Annotated in this window: 18 protein-coding genes and 1 pseudogene; 7 read left to right on the top strand and 12 right to left on the bottom strand. The window is 57.9% G+C overall.

All coding sequences use genetic code 11. The annotated features are described in order from the left end of the window. Positions 1-814: 814 nt before the first annotated feature. Entirely contained in the window at positions 815-1,891 is a 1,077-nt protein-coding gene (locus VOY09_RS18065; protein ID WP_322896248.1) for a patatin-like phospholipase family protein, read from the bottom strand. Positions 1,892-1,907: 16 nt separating this feature from the next. After that, on the bottom strand, positions 1,908-2,423 hold the full coding sequence (locus tag VOY09_RS18060; protein WP_322896246.1) for a ferritin-like domain-containing protein: 516 nt from the start codon (positions 2,421-2,423) through the stop codon (positions 1,908-1,910). A gap of 253 nt (positions 2,424-2,676) precedes the next feature. Between VOY09_RS18060 and VOY09_RS18055 the strand changes: the two genes are divergently transcribed. Further along, positions 2,677-4,086, top strand: coding sequence for an NAD(P)/FAD-dependent oxidoreductase (locus tag VOY09_RS18055; protein ID WP_323811303.1), 1,410 nt, complete (start codon positions 2,677-2,679; stop codon positions 4,084-4,086). A 47-nt stretch (positions 4,087-4,133) separates the two neighbouring features. Here VOY09_RS18055 and ligD read toward each other — a convergent pair whose 3' ends face one another. Together ligD and VOY09_RS18045 are read right to left on the bottom strand one after the other, a co-directional pair. Beyond that, positions 4,134-6,602 (bottom strand): DNA ligase D, encoded by a 2,469-nt coding sequence (gene ligD / locus VOY09_RS18050; protein WP_322896244.1) that lies wholly within the window; start codon positions 6,600-6,602, stop codon positions 4,134-4,136. Next, on the bottom strand, positions 6,599-7,447 hold the full coding sequence (locus tag VOY09_RS18045; protein ID WP_322896242.1) for a Ku protein: 849 nt from the start codon (positions 7,445-7,447) through the stop codon (positions 6,599-6,601). Before VOY09_RS18045 ends, ligD begins: the two co-directional genes overlap by 4 nt. Positions 7,448-7,935: 488 nt before the next feature. Between VOY09_RS18045 and VOY09_RS18040 the strand changes: the two genes are divergently transcribed. Further along, positions 7,936-8,817 carry an NAD(P)/FAD-dependent oxidoreductase gene (locus VOY09_RS18040; RefSeq protein ID WP_322896240.1) on the top strand — a complete coding sequence of 294 codons (882 nt, stop codon included), beginning with the start codon at positions 7,936-7,938 and terminating at the stop codon, positions 8,815-8,817. Between the two features lie 8 nt (positions 8,818-8,825). Here the strand turns inward: VOY09_RS18040 and VOY09_RS18035 are convergent, their stop codons facing one another. The 4 genes and pseudogenes from VOY09_RS18035 to VOY09_RS18020 form a co-directional block, all read right to left on the bottom strand. Then, positions 8,826-10,502, bottom strand: coding sequence for a hypothetical protein (locus VOY09_RS18035; protein ID WP_322896238.1), 1,677 nt, complete (start codon positions 10,500-10,502; stop codon positions 8,826-8,828). Further along, positions 10,499-11,623, bottom strand: a complete 1,125-nt coding sequence (glf, locus tag VOY09_RS18030) for a UDP-galactopyranose mutase (RefSeq protein WP_322896236.1) — start codon at positions 11,621-11,623, stop codon at positions 10,499-10,501. The genes VOY09_RS18035 and glf overlap by 4 nt, the downstream gene beginning before the upstream one ends. A 2-nt stretch (positions 11,624-11,625) precedes the next feature. Next, positions 11,626-12,786, bottom strand: a complete 1,161-nt coding sequence (locus VOY09_RS18025; RefSeq protein WP_322896233.1) for a glycosyltransferase — start codon at positions 12,784-12,786, stop codon at positions 11,626-11,628. 451 nt (positions 12,787-13,237) lie between these two features. Beyond that, positions 13,238-13,564: pseudogene (locus VOY09_RS18020) on the bottom strand (integrase core domain-containing protein); the annotation flags it as partial. Between the two features lie 17 nt (positions 13,565-13,581). On the opposite strand from VOY09_RS18020, the gene VOY09_RS18015 reads away from it, so the two are divergent. Both VOY09_RS18015 and VOY09_RS18010 read left to right on the top strand, forming a co-directional pair. Further along, on the top strand, positions 13,582-14,130 hold the full coding sequence (locus VOY09_RS18015) for a 3-hydroxyacyl-CoA dehydrogenase family protein (RefSeq protein WP_322896231.1): 549 nt from the start codon (positions 13,582-13,584) through the stop codon (positions 14,128-14,130). Then, positions 14,021-14,470, top strand: a complete 450-nt coding sequence (locus VOY09_RS18010; protein WP_322896229.1) for a 3-hydroxyacyl-CoA dehydrogenase family protein — start codon at positions 14,021-14,023, stop codon at positions 14,468-14,470. Before VOY09_RS18015 ends, VOY09_RS18010 begins: the two co-directional genes overlap by 110 nt. 34 nt (positions 14,471-14,504) lie before the next feature. Here the strand turns inward: VOY09_RS18010 and VOY09_RS18005 are convergent, their stop codons facing one another. The 4 genes from VOY09_RS18005 to VOY09_RS17990 all read right to left on the bottom strand — a co-directional run bounded on the left by VOY09_RS18005 (position 14,505) and on the right by VOY09_RS17990 (position 16,589). Beyond that, the gene (locus tag VOY09_RS18005) at positions 14,505-14,918 is read right to left on the bottom strand and encodes an acyl-CoA thioesterase (protein ID WP_322896227.1); all 414 of its coding nucleotides are present in this window, start codon (positions 14,916-14,918) and stop codon (positions 14,505-14,507) included. A gap of 78 nt (positions 14,919-14,996) precedes the next feature. Continuing rightward, positions 14,997-15,860 carry an AbrB family transcriptional regulator gene (locus VOY09_RS18000; RefSeq protein WP_322896225.1) on the bottom strand — a complete coding sequence of 288 codons (864 nt, stop codon included), beginning with the start codon at positions 15,858-15,860 and terminating at the stop codon, positions 14,997-14,999. A 12-nt stretch (positions 15,861-15,872) separates the two neighbouring features. Further along, positions 15,873-16,052 carry a hypothetical protein gene (locus VOY09_RS17995; protein ID WP_322896223.1) on the bottom strand — a complete coding sequence of 60 codons (180 nt, stop codon included), beginning with the start codon at positions 16,050-16,052 and terminating at the stop codon, positions 15,873-15,875. Positions 16,053-16,121: 69 nt separating this feature from the next. Further along, positions 16,122-16,589: a hypothetical protein gene (locus tag VOY09_RS17990; protein WP_322896221.1), complete on the bottom strand. Its 468-nt coding sequence runs from the start codon at positions 16,587-16,589 to the stop codon at positions 16,122-16,124. Positions 16,590-16,635: 46 nt separating this feature from the next. Between VOY09_RS17990 and VOY09_RS17985 the strand changes: the two genes are divergently transcribed. The 3 genes from VOY09_RS17985 (at position 16,636) to VOY09_RS17975 (ending at position 18,919) form a co-directional block, all read left to right on the top strand. Next, positions 16,636-16,806: a hypothetical protein gene (locus VOY09_RS17985; protein ID WP_322896219.1), complete on the top strand. Its 171-nt coding sequence runs from the start codon at positions 16,636-16,638 to the stop codon at positions 16,804-16,806. A gap of 537 nt (positions 16,807-17,343) precedes the next feature. Beyond that, entirely contained in the window at positions 17,344-17,679 is a 336-nt protein-coding gene (locus VOY09_RS17980; protein ID WP_322896217.1) for a helix-turn-helix transcriptional regulator, read from the top strand. Continuing rightward, positions 17,672-18,919, top strand: coding sequence for a HipA domain-containing protein (locus tag VOY09_RS17975; protein WP_322896215.1), 1,248 nt, complete (start codon positions 17,672-17,674; stop codon positions 18,917-18,919). Before VOY09_RS17980 ends, VOY09_RS17975 begins: the two co-directional genes overlap by 8 nt. Positions 18,920-19,282: the final 363 nt, after the last annotated feature.

Below are 19,282 nucleotides of genomic sequence, written 5' to 3'. Positions count from 1 at the left end.
ATCCAGTCCAACAATCAACAGGGTCCAATGAACCCATCATGCTGACAGACGGAAGGTGGGGGGCAGGAAACGCTTACTTACTGCCATACTTAGCAGCAACCTAAGTTCAACGCGTGGTGAGCTTGGACGTTCCGGGGCAAGGGATAAGCGCAATGCTGAGCTCCCAATTGATAAGTCTACGCATTTTCCGGTGATATTTTTAGGTAGACTCCGGCTCTACTTGGGGTTGCCGCATCAGGGTAATGTGAACGTCTACATCGTGCAGGCAAGTTTCTGGGAATAGAGGTCAAAACACCAATGTCTGACACATAAATATTCACGCTGCACAGGAGACAACCGATGCCGCATGTAAACAAAGCCCAAATCCAAATCTTCATCGAAACACTCTCGGAAATGGTTGCTGAAGAACGTGAGCGTAAGTCTCGGCGGGCGATGCTTCACGCAAGGGCGCAAGCAGAAAGGTTCCTTAGCCGATCATTTGGGGACGAGGGAAACGGATTGCGCCAGCTCGGTAAGAGCACCAAGGTCACATTGACATCATCGGTTCATCAAGCCCGTTTTTAAACGATGAACGCCGCATCGCATCCGACCCGTCCAACACGCGTTGTCAAACCCTCTAAGCGAACCGAGGTTTTTTATAGCAGCGCCAGAGCGCGCGGGTGATGTCATGACAGGTCAGCACAGCGGCCCCTGAATGAGGGGCCACGTTACTGAACATGCTGTTGGAAATTGAGGGGCAGATGGAACTGTCTTGTGATTTTGCACAGAATCTGTCGGCGATTTGTGGCGGTTTTTATCTTTACGCTTTTCAAGATTAGGGCACCTTGCCGATGTCATACTCAGTTCCGAGATAGCAGATAGGTTGGTCACGCGGCGCGTTTTCGAGGCGCTGCAACATTTGCCCCATGTCTTGAACACCCGCTTGGACACGCTGCTGTAGTGATCGGGCTGAAAAATCGAGCGCTTTGAGGGCCCGCTGCGTACCGGGCGGGTGATATGCAGCGTGAGCAAGGATTGCAGATGGGCTGTCAGGATTGTGCTGACGGATCAACTGACGCTCATTGCAGAGGGCGGCGACGCTGCGACGGGCCTGCATCGCAAACACCAGATCTTGCATGCGCGCGACTGTCTGATCGAGCGTATCCGGTCGTCCGTGCTGAGCGCAAAACAGGTCGACGGCTATACAAAGCTGGTTTGAGGTGAAGTTTTCCCGAAACACCCGATCAAAGGGAAGGTTGTTCGAGACCCCCGCATCACACAGCAGGCGTCCATCAATTTCGACGGGGGGAAACAACGGTGCAAGTGCGGTGCAGGCCAACAGGTGCTCTGCCGTGATCTTCATCTCTGTGTTATCGAACCAAATTTCTTCTCCAGCCTCCATGTCGACGGCAACCAGCGAGACGCGGGTGTGACCGTCGTTCAAATAGTCAAAGTCGATCAGGGTATTCAGCGTGCTGGCCATCGGTAGATGATCCATGATGGATCGGTCCGATGGCATGCCCGGCAGCACTGAAAGCTCGCCCGGAAAGTGCCGGGCGAACAATCCGCGTCGCCCGAACATCAGTGCGGCAAAAGCATTATTATTGTTGTAGCTGGCGCGAAAAATCTCTGGGATGCCCCAGGCGGGTGCGAGATCGGGCTGTCGTGCGATGGCCCAGAATTCCCGCAACCGCGCGAGCCGGTTGGAAGGTTCATTGCCAGCAAGGATCGCGGCGGTGACTGCCCCGATCGAGGCACCCACCAGCCATGTCGGGTTGAAGCCGGCACCCAGAAGCCGTTCACAGGCGCCCAAGTGATAGGCGCCCAGTGCATTGCCCCCGCCCAGAACCAGAGAAAGTTCAAAATCTTCTAGCTTTGAAGCCCGAAGGGATCTGCCCACCTTTTTGGTCATTTACAGAACTTTCGCGCTATCGCTTCGCAGTCTCACCTGCCGCCGTAAGTGTGATGAAGGTTTCTGTCACAGTTGGGACCTGCTCTTCGACCCAAGCTGCCATGCGTCGTTCTTCCTCAAGGCTTTGTTCAAGTGGCTGTATCGATGCTGTGTCACCAGCAAGTTTGGCGGCAGTTAGTAGCGACAGGTAGGCAGCGATTTCGAAATTCTCAAATGCTAAATTTGCCATCGTATTTTTGAGCACCTCATCACTTGCCGCAGCGTGCCCCATCGCCGCCATCGACCCCGATGCTGAGGTCATCATATCTTTGATGACCGAACTGCTTTCGTCCAACCTTTCCAGGATCAGGTCGAGCCGGTTTATTTGTTCTTCCGTTTCTGAAATGTGACTTTGCAGCCGCTGTGAAAGATTGGGATAATGCGTCAGCCGCGAGACTTGCGGCTCCATGATCGACAGCGCCTGTTTCTCCATAGCATGGGCATTTCTAAGCCCGACGACATAGATGTTATGAGCGTGATTTTGCGTGGTCATGTTGTTTCTCCTTAAGGACGGTCATGCATATGGAACACGCGGACTGCAGTGCCGTTCCGTCCGGCGCATAATGGACGGCATTCCCTGTGACGGAACGTGCGTCGCTCATGTGGGTTTTATCTGCGAGGCTGAGCCAAAAACAGATCCACGCTCAACCCTCTGGACAAGGAGTGACACTGTGATGGATGCGACTAACTACAGCAACGACGCATCGACCCCTGCAGGGCCAGATTATCCGCAAGAAGTCGCGGTGGTGATCATCGGCGGCGGGTTCGCTGGATTGGAGGCGGCAAAGGAGCTCGGTAAGGCGGGGATCGCGACAACGATCATCGACCGCACCAACCATCACCTGTTTCAACCGCTGCTATATCAGGTTGCTACCGCAGCGCTGTCCGCGACAGATGTCGCTGAACCGATCCGCAGGGTGCTGCGGCACCACAAATCGGTCAACGTGATCTATGGCGAGGTTGCCGAGATCGACATGGTTTCGCAGCAGCTGGGACTGACGTGTGGCACCATTGTTCGGTATCGCCACTTGATCCTCGCCAGTGGCGCGGGACACGGTTATTTCGGACATGATGACTGGGAGAAATGGGCGCCGGGACTCAAGACAATTGAAGATGCGCGGCACATCCGTTCGCAGATATTGCTAACCTTCGAACGGGCGGAGCGGACATCCGACATCGCAGAGCGGGAGCGTCTTTTGCATATTGTCATCGTCGGCGGCGGCCCGACGGGTGTCGAACTGGCGGGCGCGATTGCGGAACTCAGCCGCTTCACACTCGCTAAAGATTTCCGCAACGTGAACCCTGCCGCAACACGCACGACATTGGTTGAAGCTGGTCCGCGTTTGCTGTCGGCCTTTTCCGACAAAAGTGCGACCTATGCAAAATCGCGTCTGGAACGCCTTGGCGTTCACGTCCGCACGGGTGAGGCGGTTGAGGACATCGGCCCAGATTTCATCCGTATTGGCGGACATAAGGAGCCTGTTGGGCTCGTGCTTTGGGCGGCGGGCGTCTCTGCCTCGCCACTTGCGCAGCAACTGGGCCGGACCGACCGCGCAGGGCGGATCCCGGTTGATGTGACGATGTTAATCAATGGACAGTCAAATATTTTTGCGATGGGCGATGTGGCGGTTTTCACAGACGACAGCGGTGCTGCGCTGCCAGGTTTGGCGCAGGTCGCAAAGCAACAGGGACATCATCTGGGCCGGTCGCTGGCCAGAAACATCACGTCAGGCACGGCCCTGGCACCATTCCGATATAACAGCCGTGGCAATACCGCGATTGTCGGGCGGCATGCGGCGGTTTTCGAATGGGGCCGGTTCAGGATGAACGGGTGGTTTGCATGGCTCGCCTGGGCCGTGATCCATGTTTACCTGCTGGTCGGTTTCCCGAACAGGTTTCTGGTGTCCAGCCAGTGGCTGTGGCGTTACCTGACCTATGATCGTGGTGCCCGCCTTATTGCAGGCGGAGGCAGCGCAATTGGTGAAGCTCAATTTATTGAGATTAAAGAGGTTTCACCCGAAACGAAGCAGCACAGTGATGCAGCTGTGCGCCCGGCGGGCGCTGATGCCATGAAGGACCCGCCGCAGGCGTGGGATCTGATAGACCAACAATCCGACGAATCCTTTCCGGCAAGCGACCCCCCCGGCAACTACTGACCTTGACAAGCATTTCGATTGATCTGCCTGCGACGGTGCCGGTCGGATCACGCATTCACCTGTCGTTCGAGCTTTTTCAGAACTTTTTCATCCAAGTATACGGCGCGCTTGGTGGCATCCTGCAGCGGGCATGGTTGTGTCAGCCTTGTTCTTACTGAAGCGATGCAAAATTGACCTGCGGACATTGCGGTTCTTATTTCTTCCCATGTCAGCGGCACGGCGACCTTGGCACCGGGGCGTGCCCGCAGCGCATAGGGCGCGATAGCCGTTGCACTACGATCATTCCGGAGCCAGTCGATGAAGATCAGCCCCTTTCGCTTGGCTTTCGACATTGTCGCAATAAAGCGATGCGGTTCGCGGTCCGACAGCATGACGGCGATCGTCCGGGAAAATAGTTTGACCGTGTCCCAACCCGCCTTTGGCAGCAACGGCACGATGACGTGGATGCCTTTGCCGCCGGTCAGCATGGGTATCGAAGGCAGATCAAGATCGCCCAAAAGATCGTGCAGATCCAAAGCTGCCTGCCGCACGGCAGGGAACGGCACGGCCTCATCCGGGTCCAGATCAAAGACGATGCGGTCTGGCTTTTCCAGCGCGCTGTTGCGCGATCCCCAGATGTGGAACTCGATTGTGCCCATCTGGGCGGCAGCGACTAGCCCGGTCGGGGTAGCCAGTGTGATGTAGTCGGCATCTTCCGCATTGTCCGAGATCGCGACACTGCCCACCGAGCGTGGCATGCCATCGCCGCGATGCTTTTGGAAAAAGCATTGACCCGCGATGCCGTCAGGGCAGCGCAGCAACGATACGGGACGATTGCGCAGAAAAGGCATCATCCTTTCGCCGAAATCTGCGTAATGCTGGGCGACCTGACGCTTGGGCACTGCGGGAGTGTCAAAGACTTGCCGATCAGGATGGGTGATGGTCACGCCGCTGATTTTGCTGCTGTGGCTTCCTTTTTGATTGTGTGCATCCGCCGCAACCTCCTCTACCTGATCGAGGCTGACACCTTTCGCCTGCTTGTCCTGCCGGAGAGCCTGATAAGTGCCGTGCCGGATATGCCCGGCTGCCGTCAGTTCGGTAAATTTGATCTCGGCGACCAAATTGGGTGTGACCCAGTGCGCATTGGAGACTTCGGCACGAGCATCAGCGAACGGGCTGGTTTTGCGGCACCACTTTTCCAGCAGCGGCACAAGTTCATCAAACTCGCGCGTGCCAAAGCCGGTACCGACGCGCCCCCGGTAGACCAGATGCTTTCCTTCGAATGATCCCATGAGCAGGGACGCAAAAGGCCGCCCGCGCGATGCTGACGGTATCCAGCCGCCGATCACAAATTCCTGCCGCTGGCCGCATTTCAGCTTGATCCAGCTGCCATGTCTGCCCGCGTGGTAGGGCGAAGTGGCTAGTTTCGAAATCAGACCTTCGCGCCCCGCCGCACAGACTTGAGCCCAAGCTTCTGCGCCATGTCCCTCGATATGTGTGGAATAACGCAGCGCCGGATCGCTGTTCTCTAGCAGGCGTTCCAATTTTGCTTTCCGGTCCATCAATGGCAGTTTTGTCAGGTCACGGCCGTCAAGATAAAGAAGATCGAAGGCCACATATGCCAAGGGACCGCCATTCTTCAACCGGTGCTGCAACGTTGAAAACGCATGACTTTCCACGCCTGCCGCTACCACCTCGCCATCAATCAGCGCGCTTTTGCAGGGCAAGGCGCCAAACGCGGGCAGCAAAGCCCCGAACTGTGTTGTCCAATCCAGACCAGAACGTGTGTAGAGTTTGACCCCCTCCGCGCCGTACGCCGCCAAACAGCGATAGCCATCCACCTTGACCTCGTGCAGCCAATCATCTCCCAACGGCACATCGGTCTGTAGCTTGGCAAGCTGAACGGGCCTGAACGGCGGCGCTTTTGTTGTCTTTTCCCGCGGCATGCTCTTTTTGGTGATATTTTTGGTGATTTCCGCCATATCACGCCCAGTCGCAACGCTGGTCATATGTGTTGTCACAAGCTCTTCGGTATCATCGCTGGCATGGGCATCACGCTCTTTGATCAGCAACCAGTTTTCACGTTTCTCGCCCTTGCGGGGTTTCATCCGTACCAGCATCCACGCGCCGCGCATACGTTCCCCCGACAGCACGAATTTGAGCATGCCATCCGCCAGACCAGAGTTCACATCGCCCAAAGGTGCCCAAGTGCCCTGATCCCAAAGCATCACCGTTCCGGCCCCATATAATGGTTTCGGGATCGTGCCCTCAAAAGTGGCATAATCTAAAGGGTGGTCTTCTGTTCTGACGGCAAGGCGTTTCGCCTTCACATCGGCACTTGGCCCGCGCGTAACCGCCCAACTGAGCAGAACACCGTCCCACTCCAGCCGGAGATCCCAATGCAGCCGTGTCGCCGCATGCTTTTGCACGGTAAAGGATCGTGCCTCCGGTGATTGTTTGTCAGTTTGATCACCAGCAGGTTCCGGCGTCTGGGCGAAATCCCGTTTGCGGTGATATTCGTCTAACGGGCGGTTCATTTTGCCCGGCTTTTGGTAGCCTTGGCGGGCGGTTTCTTCGGAGTCGTCTTCTTGGGTCCGGATTTGCCCAGACTTTGCTTGAGAGCAGCCATCAAATCGATGACATTCCCGGACGCTGCGGTCGGTGCCCCATCTGTAGAGACACGCGGGGTTTTCCGGTTGGTGCGCTTTGCTTCGATCATTTCACGCAGAGCAATCGCATAATTGTCCTTGAAATTGTCCGCCTTGAATGGCGCCGTCTTCTTGTCGATCAGCGCGGTTGCGACCTCCAGTAGGTCTGCATCAGTCTCATCATCGTTGATGTCAGCGAACAGCGGATCCGCTTCGCGTACTTCATCCGCGTAGCGCAGTGTCTCAACCAGCAAACCGTCACCGCAGGGCCGGACCGCTGCCAGACGTTCCTTGCCCCGCATCGTGATCTGGCCGAGACCAACCTTGCCCGCCGTGCGCAACGCATCCCGCACAACGCGGTATGCATCCTGCGCGAGTTCGTCGGAGGGTACGAGATAGTATGGTTTTTCATAATACAGCGGTGAGATGTCAGTGTTTCCGACAAACTGCACAAGCTCGAACGTCTTTTTTGTTTCAAGCTTGATCGCGTCGATTTCCTTGGGATCAATCAGAATAAATTCATCTTTCTCGATTTCAAAGCCGCTGAAAATGTCCTCTTTGTCGACGGGTCCGACCCCTGCAGCGACCTTTTCATAATTGATCGGCTTACCCGAAGGCTTATGAATCTGACGAAAGCTGACACGCGCGCCTGTGACGGTGGCGGTGAACATTTCTACTGGGATCGAAACCAAGGACAGGCGAAGCTGGCCTTTCCAGACGGGACGTGCAGCCATGACTTGTTCCATTCGTTAAAGTGAAGACAATCACAGGTTTTCAAGGGTTCGCCTTTTTTGGACACCCGTGGGTCGAAGGACGTGCTTGGTTGTAACGCCCACCACTCCAAAGCTGTTCCCATTGCGGACGAAACTGCTACAGCCTTGTGCAGCCGACGAATGCACGTAGCCATTGATCCAAAGCCCTGCGCGGAATGCGCCAGACTTGACCATTCGACACATTAGTTGGTCATACGATCACATATGCAGCGCTATTTGTAGTGGACTCTGATGTCTGCGCTTGAGTGCTTTTCGGGGCACATCTTGTCCGGCGGGTCGCGCATCGGCATTTCGCCCGGGCAGGCTGGTTTGGCATGGCCCGGGCGCAGGGCCAGAGCCGTAGGTTCTAGGCGGCGACAGCTCTCGCGCGCAGCACGGGAACGCACGGCACGATACCCGGTTGGATGAGAGACGGCCTTGTGAACTTCCGGCCGGTCGCAAAGGACATCATGGGTGCCGATATCAAAGATTGCGCCATTATTGGCGGCGGCCCTGCCGGGCTGACGGCCGCACTTTACCTTGCCCGGTTTTTGCGGAGCGTAACGGTATTTGACGGGCAGGACGGACGGGCCGGGTTAATCCCGCGGACCCGTAACCTTGCCGGTTTTCCAGAGGGTATCGGTGGCCTTGATCTTCTCCAGCGGATGCGAAGTCATGCAGAGCTTTATGGAGCCTGTATTACCTCTGTGACTGTGCACAAAGTCGAAAAGCATGGCCAGGTGTTCTACGTCACGACAGGCCAGCAGATCGCAACGGCGCGCAACATTATCTTCGCGACGGGCGTGTTCAATCACCGGCCCCCCTTATCGCGCGAGGACCATGCGCAGGGTTTGCTGCGCGGCTTAATCCGCTATTGTCCGGTCTGTGATGCTTATGAAGTGCAGAACAAACGCATTGCCGTGCTCGGCAATGGTGCGCATGGCGCGAAAGAGGCGCGGTTCATCAGTCGATATTCACCTTTTGTGGTGAGAATCCCATCTGACGGGTCGGTGGCGGTGCCAGAGCCGGGCATCAGGGCGCTGACCGCCCCGATGAAAGACATGTCCTTGTCAGAAACAGAGGTGATCGTCACCTTGCAAACAGGTGTAACGCATCGGTTTGATACGCTCTACGTGGCTTTGGAAACAACGGCGTGCTCGGATCTGGCGGGCGACCTTGATGTGCGGCTGTCGCATGACGGCCATATCACCGTTGATGCCAAGCAGCGCACCAACATAGATGGCGCCTATGCAATTGGCGATGTGACTGAAGGGCTGGACCAGATCGCTGTCGCCATGGGCCAAGGGGCGATTGCCGCAACCGCAATTCATAACGGCATGACTGACCCGTAGGCGCTTGCCTAAATATTCCGGTCAGCCCCAAAGTCACGCAAAGCCGTTGCAAGTGCGGCATCCACCCCCCTGACGGCGCCTTCGAAATGCAGCGTCAACAGGCCGTTGTGACAATCGCGGTCATCATCCCAGCCAGGGTGGTTCAGGATCGGATAGAGGCACAGGCCTTCGACAGGGATGCCGCGTTGACGGGCGTGCATGACTTCGCTGGCGACATAACGGAACCACCGTGCGCGGTGATCATCCTCGGTCCCGGTTTCCGACACGAAAAGCGGGCGCTGATACCTTGCGTAGGTTTCGAACAAGAGATCGGACAGAGGCCGGTAGGTTGTATCTTCAGGCGCGATCTGACCGCCGCCATGTATCCATTGATTGCGTGGGTAATAATTGACCCCGATGATATCCAGCAGCGATGGATCACCGCCCAGTTGTGGCCAGATGCGCCCGGACAGCAGATCAAACGCTTGGAATTGCGCTTGATGCCAGCCTTCTGCATCGGCGCGGGGCAGGCCGGATGCAGGGCTATGGTGAACCGCGATCAACGGTTCGCAATGGACAAAGCGCGCACGTGGATCAACATCGCGTAGGGCATGCATAGCGGCAATACTTGCGCGGGCGAGTTGCGCTTTCAGCTCGAAGCCGCGCGTGCTGGCAAAAGGGTTCATGTAACCCACTTCGCCGCCCGCCCAGGAAAAGAACGAAATCTCGTTGATCGGGCACCAGAAGGGCACCTGATCGGAGTTTTCGCGCCAGATTTTTGCGACCGCGCCCGCGAAATGTCCAAAACGGTCCACAAAAGCCGGCGACCAGATGTCGATGTCGTCGGGCCAGCCATAATGCAGCAGGTCCCAGATCACTTGTGTTCCGCTGCGCTGCGCGGCCTGCATCATCGGTAGAAAACTCGCAAAGTCGTAGCGGTTTGGCTGGGCTTCGATCAGATGCCAACGCGCACCGTCCCGCAATGTCCGCATGCCAAACTGGCCAAGTTGGCGATAGTCGCTTTCCGCATGGATATCATGTGCAGTTGCCGCGATGATATCCAGCCGCCTGCCATGGTGCAGCTTGTGGGCCGAACATTCAAAGCCGCCTTGGATGAAACTGGTAAACAGATCAGGCGGCGGGGCGGGCGTCTGGGCTACAACTTCGTCGAACAAAGCGGCCCAGGCGCGTATCGTGCTGTCCTGCCAAGGGGGCGCGATAGTGGAGGCGTGGTGTGGTCGGTCGGGCATCCGCGCAGATGCGACCGCGCGCACTGCATCTGTCGTCCCGACATAGCGTGTCGTGAGGTGCTTTGGTCCGGCCGCAGCCTCACGCACGGTTTGTCCGTATTCGATCAGTGGCGGACGATGTCGCAAGCGGTCAAGTGCTGGATAGATATCTGCCACGTTCTGGCAAGCGACGATGATTTCATAGCCCGTGATCTTGCGTTCAAGATAAGAAATTGTGCGATCAAAGCTGAGATCATAGGCTGCAAGGTCGACGTCAATACTCACGGCCCGCAGCGCGGATTGGTCTGCGTCTGTTGCACAGGGCAGCCGCAGACAGGGGAGCGCGTCAATCCGGAACCGCCGGCGATCCAGCCCTTGGGCCAGATGCCGGATCAGGTTTTTTTCCTCCCCTTGCCCCAGCCAGGCAAAGACAAACAGGACCCGCACCGGCTTTTCTGCCGGAAGGGGCAAAATCATTCTGCCGCGCGCACAAAACTTGTCGGCGTGCGAGTGGCGTTGATCCTCTCGAAGGTGGCCAAGGCCTGTCCGACGACCTGATCCATGTTCAGATACTGATAGGCACCCAGCCGCCCCACAAACCACACATCGTCCAATTGTTCAGCCGCCTGACGGTAACGCTTGTATAGCGCCTGATTTTCGGGCCGGGGGATTGGATAATAAGGATCGCCTTCGTCTGTAGGATACTCATAGGTCAGGCTGGTCTTGGCGTGAACCTGACCAGTCAGATGTTTGTATTCAGTGATGCGTGTATAGTCCTCGGTTTGGGGAAAGTTGACCGTCGCTACCTGCTGCACCCATTCCTGATCCCGTGTTTCATGGACAAAGCGCAGAGACCGGTAGGGCAATGGGCCAAAGCATTGTTCAAAATATTCATCAATTGGTCCGGTAAAGATGATCCGGCGGGCTAGCGGGCGATCTGTTGTTTCATCCCAAGACCTGCCAAGGTCGAGTGTGATGTTAGGATGGTCCAGAATACGGGCGAACATCGCCGTATAGCCATCGGCTGGCATCTGCTGAAACGTGTCGGTGAAGTAGCGGTCATCCTGGTTCGTCCGTGTCGGAATGCGCGCCGTGACAATCCGCGATAATTCCGACGGGTCGAGACCCCATTGCTTGCGGGTATAGCCTTTGAAAAACTTCTCATAAAGATCGCGTCCGACTGTCGAAACGACGACATCTTCGGAGGTCTTGATGTCATCAACGGATTCACGGCGGTCGGCCAGAAATGTCTCCATCCCTTCAGAATCGAGGTCGAGATCATAAAGCCGGTTCACCGTATCCAGATTGATGGGGATCGGAAGCAGCATCCCGTCAACCTGCGCCAGCACACGATGTTCATAAGGGTGCCACGTGGTGAACTGCGACAGATAGGCGACGATGGCGTCGGCATTGGTGTGAAAGATATGCGGGCCATAACGATGCACGAGAAGACCTGCGTCATTGATGTAATCAAAAGCATTGCCGCCGATATGATCGCGCTTGTCGATCACAAGCACAGTCTCATCGCGTTGCGACGCTAGTCTTTCAGCCAGAACACTCCCCGCAAATCCGGCCCCGACGATCATCCAATCATACATGGTCAGACCTTCCCGCGAATAGGCAGACGGACAGACATCAGCGCCTGCATCGCGGCCCAGGTGCCTGACCACGACATCAGCGCGAGGCATCTGTCGACGGCAATCTGCCACTCCGGGCCCGGTGGGTGGAGACTAGCCTGCAATGCGGTCGCGATTGTATCCGTGTTGGCAATAGTCACCAGACCTTGTCTGCCGTAGGTTTCAACCACATCCGCGACCGCGGTCGCTGTGACGGGCAAACCCGCGGCCAGATATTCGGGAGTCTTGGTCGGGCTGATGAATTTTGTGGCATCGTTCAGCGCGAACGGCATCCATGCGGATTTCCAATGCGCCATATAGACGGGCAGGGCACTGTAATCTTTACTGCCCAGCCAGTGGATATTGGGCGCCTGCGGCAGATCAGCAGGATCAATCTTGGCAATGGGCCCGATCATGACAAACTGGACATGCGGCAAGGCAGCTGCCCCCGTTGCAATCAGGTCAAGATCGATCCGTTCGTCAATCACGCCAACATAGCCAATGCGGGGCTGCGCAATATCTGTCTGATCCGGCGGATCGGCGAGCTTTGTCCGCGCGCGCGCGAAATGGGCGGTATCCACGCTGCTGGGGAAGCAGTGGACATCGTCATGTAACTGACGTTTGGCGGCAAAAAGGCTTTTACCGCCCGTGAACACCAGATCAGATTGTGCGAGCAGCTCTGTCTCAAGTGCTGCTAGATCAGGCGGCGCAAAGCGGAAGGCCGACAATTCATCCATGCAATCATAGACACACAGATCGCAAGGCAACCCACGCGCAAAGCGCAGCGCCATTGGCGTGTAAAACCAATGCACCACCGGACCGCCGCCCAGATTGCGCTGCAACCCTTGGACCAGAATCTTTTGTTGCTCCACATGATCGGTTAGTGCATCGAACACAGGCGTTAGCACCGTGACGCCCGAGGTCGCCACGCGCATCCGGTAATGCGCAGCCAAAGGGGCAAATTCCGGTTCTTCGATGAAATAGACGCGATAGGATTCTGCCGCGGCGTTCAGCAGATGCTGCGGGCGTTGGTGGACGAAATCCCACCGCAGATGCGAAAAACACAACAACGCCGGGCGCGGGGCAGGGGAAAACTCGTTGGCCCGAAAGGGCCGGGTTAACAACATCGAAAGCGGTGAATTCATGACGGCTCCTCCAGATTTGTGTTTCTGGATATGAAACTGCTGGTTGCGTGCGTCGTTCCGGATGAGGGATGCGAATAAACAGCTGCGCAGTAGCGGAGGCTGAAAATCGGCTGAATTACGCGCAACCCGCCGTCAAAGTTACTATGCTTGAGTCAAGACCTGGATGCATACAGTATTACTCATTAACGCGAGCCCTTTCTGAGGCGCGCCGCTCAAAGTAGTCTTGTTCAAGTCCGCAATTAGGCGCACTGACACGCTGCGCCGTAGCATTTTACGAGCATGGGGGTGCCTTTCGCCGCAACCAAAAATGGGAGCCCGGGGGTGCAGATTGAAATCCTCCAAGTGTGGCCTAGTCAGTAACAGGCCCTGCTACGGCCCGTCTGGAGACGCCCAAGCTTTTTCGACCTGATCAGGAACGCCGTGGTTGACCTGCTCCGCTGAGAGTCCTCGTTTATGAGTTAGCTCTGTTCAGGTTTTGGTCTTTCTTTGACCGGTTAGCATATTCCCACGGTGTCATGCCAGCGAGGCTTGAGTGTGGGCGGTGGTGGTTGAAGTCGTCGCGCCATGCCGCCACTAAATTGCGGGCATGGCGCAAGCTGTCGAACAGGTGCTCATTGAGCAGTTCATCGCGCATGCGGCCGTTGAAGCTTTCAACGAAGCCATTCTGCATCGGCTTGCCCGGCGCGATGTAGTGCCAGTCGACCTTGCGGTCCTCCTGCCATTTCAGGATGGCGTTGGAAGTCAGCTCCGTCCCATTGTCGCTGACCACCATGCAGGGATAGGGCACTTGCCGGTTTGTCCACAGGCACCGATTATCACGCCTTGGCCGATCACCCGCTGGTCATCGAAGCGGTGTTTGAGGATATGGCGGTCAAGCAGGCCGTCTTCGCGCAGCTTGATGCGGTCATGCCTGCCGATGCTGTTCTGGCCAGCAACACGTCTTATCTTGACGTCAACGCTTTGGCTGCGATGACCCGCGATCCGTCGCGCATCCTCGGGCTTCATTTCTTCGCCCCCGCCCATGTGATGAAACTGCTCGAGGTGGTGCGCGCCGATCAGACCGGCCCGCGCGCCTTGGCGACGGGTGCCGCACTTGCCAAGCTTTTGGGCAAGGTCGCCGTGGTGGCGGGTGTCTGCGACGGTTTTATCGGCAATCGGATCATGTCGGCCTACCGCCGCGATTGCGAATTCATGCTGGAAGAAGGCGCGGCTGCCTCAGCAGATCGATGCCGCGATGGAGCGGTTTGGTTTTGCTATGGGGATCTATGCCGTGCAGGACATGAGCGGCCTCGACATCGCCTGGGCGCAGCGCAAGGCCCGTGCTGCGGACCGGCCTGCAGGTGAACGTTATGCGCATATCGCCGACCGGCTGTGCGAGGCGGGACGCCTTGGACGCAAGGCAGGCAAGGGCTGGTATGATTACAGCACGGGCAGCGCTCAGCCCGATCCCGAGGTGGAACGTATTATCATGACCGAAAGCGCCCGCGCTGGCGGAACCCGCCGTGATTTTTCCGAAGATGAGATTATGGCACGCATCCTGTGCATCATGCAGGCCGAAGGTCAGGCTTTGCTGGATGAAGGGATCGCCGAAAACGCCGATGACATTGATGTTGTAATGGTGACCGGCTTTGGCTTTCCGCGTCACAAGGGCGGGCCGATGTATATGGCTGCGGCTGACGAGTAACAGATCGCAGTGAAGGCTCATCAATCGCCGCGTCTTATGATGTGCGCGGTTGATCCTGCTCTGATGAGCGCACCGGCACGGGATTGCCCGCATCGTCCAGCGCGACGAAGGTAAAGTTGGCCTCTGTCACCATCTCGCTCTTGTCGCTGGCGCGCAGCCTGCGCCAGGCATCGACATGGATGGTCATGGAGGTGCGCCCAAGCCGGACCAGCGCCGCATAAAGCGACACCTCATCCCCGACCTTGACCGGACGGTGAAAGATCATCGCATCAACCGCAATCGTGGCACTGCGCCCGCCGGAAGTCAGCGCTGCGACACTGCCTGCGGCAAGGTCCATCTGGCTCATCAGCCAGCCGCCGAAAATATCACCGGACGGGTTCGTGTCGGCGGGCATGGCAATGGTGCGAATGGTCGGTTCGCCTTGCGGTGGCTGTTGCTGGCTGGTCATGACGATCCTTTCTGCTGGCTCTTTATGGGATGGCGGGCGGCGCGGGCTCAAGCAAATTCCGGGCGATGCGAGATTGCCTCAACCCCGCCGCCGCGTCTCGCGTTGATCGATCAGCCGGACGATCCAGGGGATATTCGGCATGAACAGGAATATTCGTGTCAACTGGATCGCGGTCACCAGCGCGACCTCTGCCCCCAGAAACTTGGCCGTCAGCGCCATTTCCGTGACCCCGCCGGGTGCTGCACCCAGCACCAGCGTTTCCCACGGATGGCCCGCCAGATGTGCAACCCCCAGCGCCATCCCCGAGATCAGCATCAGAAGGGCGAGCGCTGAAATGGATGTCGCCAGCAGATGCCCCTCGCCCGAGGTGAACAATGTCCGCCGGAACGTGCTGCCGAGCCTTGTGCCAAGTGCGATCTGCGCCAGCGCCATGATCAGAAGTGGGAATGGCGGCAGCGCAACACCAAAGGCCGCAACCGCCGCCGAGACGGCGAGTGGCCCCAGAAAATAAGGGTTCGACAGCCGCAAGAGCTTGAAAACGATCGTCCCGGCGATGGCCAGCACCGCCAGCCCGGCATGACCTAGGGCAAGGGTTTGCGGTGCGTTGAACGTGGCAGCATCTGGCACCCCGTCGATCAGATAGATCGCCATCGGCACCAGAAACACGATAATCGCGATACGGATCGTCTGCGCGACCACGACCGGGGCGGGCGCGATGCCCAGCCGTTCGGCGATCACCGCCGCCTCGACCGGGCTGGTGGGGAAGGTGCTGACAAAGGCCTGCGCCAGCCGCATTTCGGTGGACCGTGCAAGGATGATCGCGACGAGTGAGGCCAGAATGCCGCTGACCACCGCCAGCCCCACGATCAGCGGCGCGAGGTTCAGCAGCGATGCAAAGGCCGCCGGGGTAAAGGTCAACCCGACCTGTGCGGCCACCGTCATCTGGCCAAAGGGTCACGTGCGGACCGGTACTTTCACCTTTGCCAGGCCGCTGACATAGGCCGCAGCGCTCAGCACCAAAGGCCCCAGCATCCATGGCAAGGGCAGACCGATGGTTGCAAATCCCCAGCCTGCTGCCGCTGCCGCCGCATAGAGCCCCAAGAGAAAGGCCGTGTCTTTTGTTGTGGATGTCATTCAGGTGCCTTGTTTGTGGATGAACGCGCGCAGGGCTGCGTTGAACCCGTCAGGGCATTCGATATTCACCTAATGGCCGCCCGGCAAATCGATAATGCCGATCTGCGGGTGTGTCTGCGCCAGCCAGTCGCTCAGCGGCTGAAACCGGCGTTCCAACGTGCCGTTGATCAGCAGGCAGGGCGGTTGCATCTGTGCCAGCCTTGCACGGACGCTCAGGCGCGGTAGTGCCTCTTGCTGCAACAGGGCAACGGTTTCGGGCGTCACACGTGCTGCTTCTGCAACCAGCGTCGTGCGGATGTCGGCGGGAAAGCGGCGGGCATGGGCGGGGTGATAGGGGATGGCGCGCAAAGCCGCGGCGCCGTCTTTGCGCACGCGGGCGGCAAGGTCGGCTTGCGCCTGCAAATCAGCCTCGCTCCATGCATCGCGCAGGGCGGAATTGCCGTTGGTGAAGCTGACGCTTTGGCAGACGCCGGGATGCGCCAAGGTGTAATGCAGGGCAATCCCCGCCCCGCAGATCTCTTGTCTTTGCCCGTACAATATGGGATGGTACCATTATGATGTCAACATCAAAATGGTATAATCAATGGCACCCCCCAAAAAAGATACAGAAGCTCTGACGCTCCGGCTTCCTCGAGAACTGATAGAAATGATCGACGACCGCCGCCGCGTCGAGCCAGATTTGCCAACTCGGCCCGAGATGATCCGGCGCGCGCTGGTCCAGTGGTTCGAGTTGACGGGCACGCGCGAGGATTGATCCGGAGCAGGCGCTGCGATGAGGCTAGTCAGCGTTGGGTCCGGGGAGAAGGGCGTTCGCACTTAGGATGTCGAGAGTAGCTGAGCCCCTCCGGCTTAGGGGTTTCGAAAGGGGGATTCGCAGCGTTTCCACTTCGCCGGAGAGGGATAAATTCTGACGTCAGTCTGAAGTTATCCCTAGTAGGTTACGCGATGCTGAGCATCCGGAACTGGATCGGCAATTCATTCTCAGTAAGGCGGCTGCGGGGGTAATGATGCGCGGGACGGCTGAGACAACCAGGTCGCTGAGTTCCACTTCAGCATCGCTGTCCTGAACGGCTATGCCGCGCTTGGCATACCCGTCACTGAAGCTGCGGGGCAAGTCCGTCCGGGGAAAGGGGAGCTCCGGCCACTGGCCGGTTAGTGCAATAGAGCGGTTCTTGGTAGACAAGCGCCAGTCGGACATCGAAATGTTCGCCTTCCAGTGAGATCATGGTTTCTTGAGCAATTGTCGTTTTCGTGCTACATATTCGATAGATATGTAGTGCAAAGGTCGCAAATGCCAACACCTCACAATCCCCCGGCGGCAGTGCGGAGCGCGCTGCGCAAGCTCGGCGCGGACATCCAGGACGCCCGTCGGCGTCGACGGCTACCCATGGCTGTCGTCGCTGAGCGCGCTTTTACGTCGCGATCAACCCTCCAGAAGATCGAGGCCGGAGATACGAGTGTCAGCATCGGCATCTATGCAAGCGTACTGCAGGCCCTCGGCCTGCTAGAGGGGTTAAGCCAAGTGGCAGATATCAGCAACGACAGCGTTGGCCAGGCGCTGGCCAGTGCCGACTTGCCAAAGAGTGTTCATCTCAAGCGGTCTGCCGGATCATCGCGCGATGAATGATTTCGAGGTTCATGTCGATCTGAACGGCCGCTTGCATCCTGTCGGATTGGCACGCTGCAACCGTGTCCGCGGTAATGAGACCATTCTGTTCGAATACGATCCCGCCTGGCTCAAGGATGCGGAGCGGTTCTCACTCGAACCCGCTCTCACCCTTACGCGTGGCGCTTTTGCGCCACCGGCGGGTCTGTCGACCTTTGGTTCGATTGGCGACTCCGCGCCCGACACCTGGGGGCGCCGTCTTATGCAGCGGGCGGAGCGACGCAGCGCCGAACGTGATCGCCGTGCCGTGCGCACGCTGACCGAAAGCGATTATCTCCTGGGTGTCTCTGACGAGACCCGGCTTGGCGCACTCCGCTTCCGCTGGGTCGGCGAAGAGCCGTTCCAGGCGCCGATCCGCGCGGGGGTTCCCGCCCTAGTTGATCTTGGACGACTGCTTCAGGTCACCGAGCGCATCCTGCGTGATCAGGAAACCGACGAGGATCTCCAACTCATCTTTGCGCCCGGCTCATCGCTAGGCGGAGCACGGCCGAAGGCATCGGTCATCGACCAGCACGGTCACCTTTCCATTGCCAAGTTCCCGAAGGAAACGGACGAATACAGCATGGAGACATGGGAAGAGATCGCTCTCCGGCTAGCCGGTCAGGCCGGCATCGTCACGCCGCACCACGAACTCATCGACGTCGCGGGCAAAAAGGTCATGCTATCCCGGCGGTTTGACCGCGATGGCATCCTGCGGATTCCTTTCCTTTCTGCCATGGCGATGATGGGTACCAAGGATGGTGAACGCGGGAGCTATCCCGAGATCGTCGACGCTCTGGCCGAACATGGCGCGCAGGGAAAAACCGATGCCCACGCCCTTTATCGCCGTGTGGTCTTCAGCGTGCTGATCTCCAATGTCGACGATCATCTGCGCAACCACGGTTTCCTCTGGCGTGGCAAGGCTGGATGGTCGCTGTCGCCTGCCTACGATCTCAACCCCGTCCCGACCGACATCAAGGCGCGGGTGCTGACGACCAACATTGATCTCGACGAGGGCACCTGCTCGATCGACCTGCTGGAAGAGGCTTCGGAGTTCTTCGCCCTGACGCTCGCGCAGGCGCGCGCAATCATCAAGGACGTGGCCACTGTCACCGCCACTTGGCGCGAGACCGCAAAGTCGGTCGGCGCGCGGTCAGCCGAGATCAATCGCATGGCCAGTGCCTTCGAGCACGATGATCTGAAGCGAGCGTTGGTGCTATGACGAGAGCGTTCCGTAACAGCTTTGACACGCTATCGGTCAGGGTGCAGCTTGTTGATTTTAAGGTCGAACTGACCCCACCTGCTGGCACTTAAATCACTATGTTACAGAGCTAGGTGCTGTCTGACGTCAGGACGTGTGGGGCAGATTTGCGGATTTGAACAACGGAGGGTTTGCTTGAAAGCTAAACCGATTGACCTTGTTGGTTTCGTAAAGGTTCACCGGTCAGATTGCTTTTTGGGCAGCTTGACCCCCACCACATAGATCCAGAAAAACCGAAAATCATTTGTGCATGTATGGATGCCCCTATTGGTGCAAGTGATTTTTGAACAGAGCAAGCGTGTGATCGGGTGCGGTCATGTATCA

The organism is Yoonia sp. 67-2 (assembly GCF_035117555.1).
GTDB lineage: Bacteria > Pseudomonadota > Alphaproteobacteria > Rhodobacterales > Rhodobacteraceae > Yoonia.
Note: the sequence above shows the minus strand (reverse complement) of the source record. Positions and strands in the feature narration are given on the sequence as shown.

Coding starts and splice junctions, on each gene's coding strand:
- VOY09_RS18065 (WP_322896248.1), bottom strand. CDS start 1,891: ATGACCAAAAAGGTGGGCAGATCCCTTCGGGCTTCAAAGCTAGAAGAT.
- VOY09_RS18060 (WP_322896246.1), bottom strand. CDS start 2,423: ATGACCACGCAAAATCACGCTCATAACATCTATGTCGTCGGGCTTAGA.
- ligD (WP_322896244.1), bottom strand. CDS start 6,602: ATGAACCGCCCGTTAGACGAATATCACCGCAAACGGGATTTCGCCCAG.
- VOY09_RS18045 (WP_322896242.1), bottom strand. CDS start 7,447: ATGGCTGCACGTCCCGTCTGGAAAGGCCAGCTTCGCCTGTCCTTGGTT.
- VOY09_RS18040 (WP_322896240.1), top strand. CDS start 7,936: ATGGGTGCCGATATCAAAGATTGCGCCATTATTGGCGGCGGCCCTGCC.
- VOY09_RS18035 (WP_322896238.1), bottom strand. CDS start 10,502: ATGATTTTGCCCCTTCCGGCAGAAAAGCCGGTGCGGGTCCTGTTTGTC.
- glf (WP_322896236.1), bottom strand. CDS start 11,623: ATGTATGATTGGATGATCGTCGGGGCCGGATTTGCGGGGAGTGTTCTG.
- VOY09_RS18025 (WP_322896233.1), bottom strand. CDS start 12,786: ATGAATTCACCGCTTTCGATGTTGTTAACCCGGCCCTTTCGGGCCAAC.
- VOY09_RS18010 (WP_322896229.1), top strand. CDS start 14,021: ATGGAGCGGTTTGGTTTTGCTATGGGGATCTATGCCGTGCAGGACATG.
- VOY09_RS18005 (WP_322896227.1), bottom strand. CDS start 14,918: ATGACCAGCCAGCAACAGCCACCGCAAGGCGAACCGACCATTCGCACC.
- VOY09_RS18000 (WP_322896225.1), bottom strand. CDS start 15,860: ATGACGGTGGCCGCACAGGTCGGGTTGACCTTTACCCCGGCGGCCTTT.
- VOY09_RS17995 (WP_322896223.1), bottom strand. CDS start 16,052: ATGACATCCACAACAAAAGACACGGCCTTTCTCTTGGGGCTCTATGCG.
- VOY09_RS17985 (WP_322896219.1), top strand. CDS start 16,636: ATGGCACCCCCCAAAAAAGATACAGAAGCTCTGACGCTCCGGCTTCCT.
- VOY09_RS17980 (WP_322896217.1), top strand. CDS start 17,344: ATGCCAACACCTCACAATCCCCCGGCGGCAGTGCGGAGCGCGCTGCGC.
- VOY09_RS17975 (WP_322896215.1), top strand. CDS start 17,672: ATGAATGATTTCGAGGTTCATGTCGATCTGAACGGCCGCTTGCATCCT.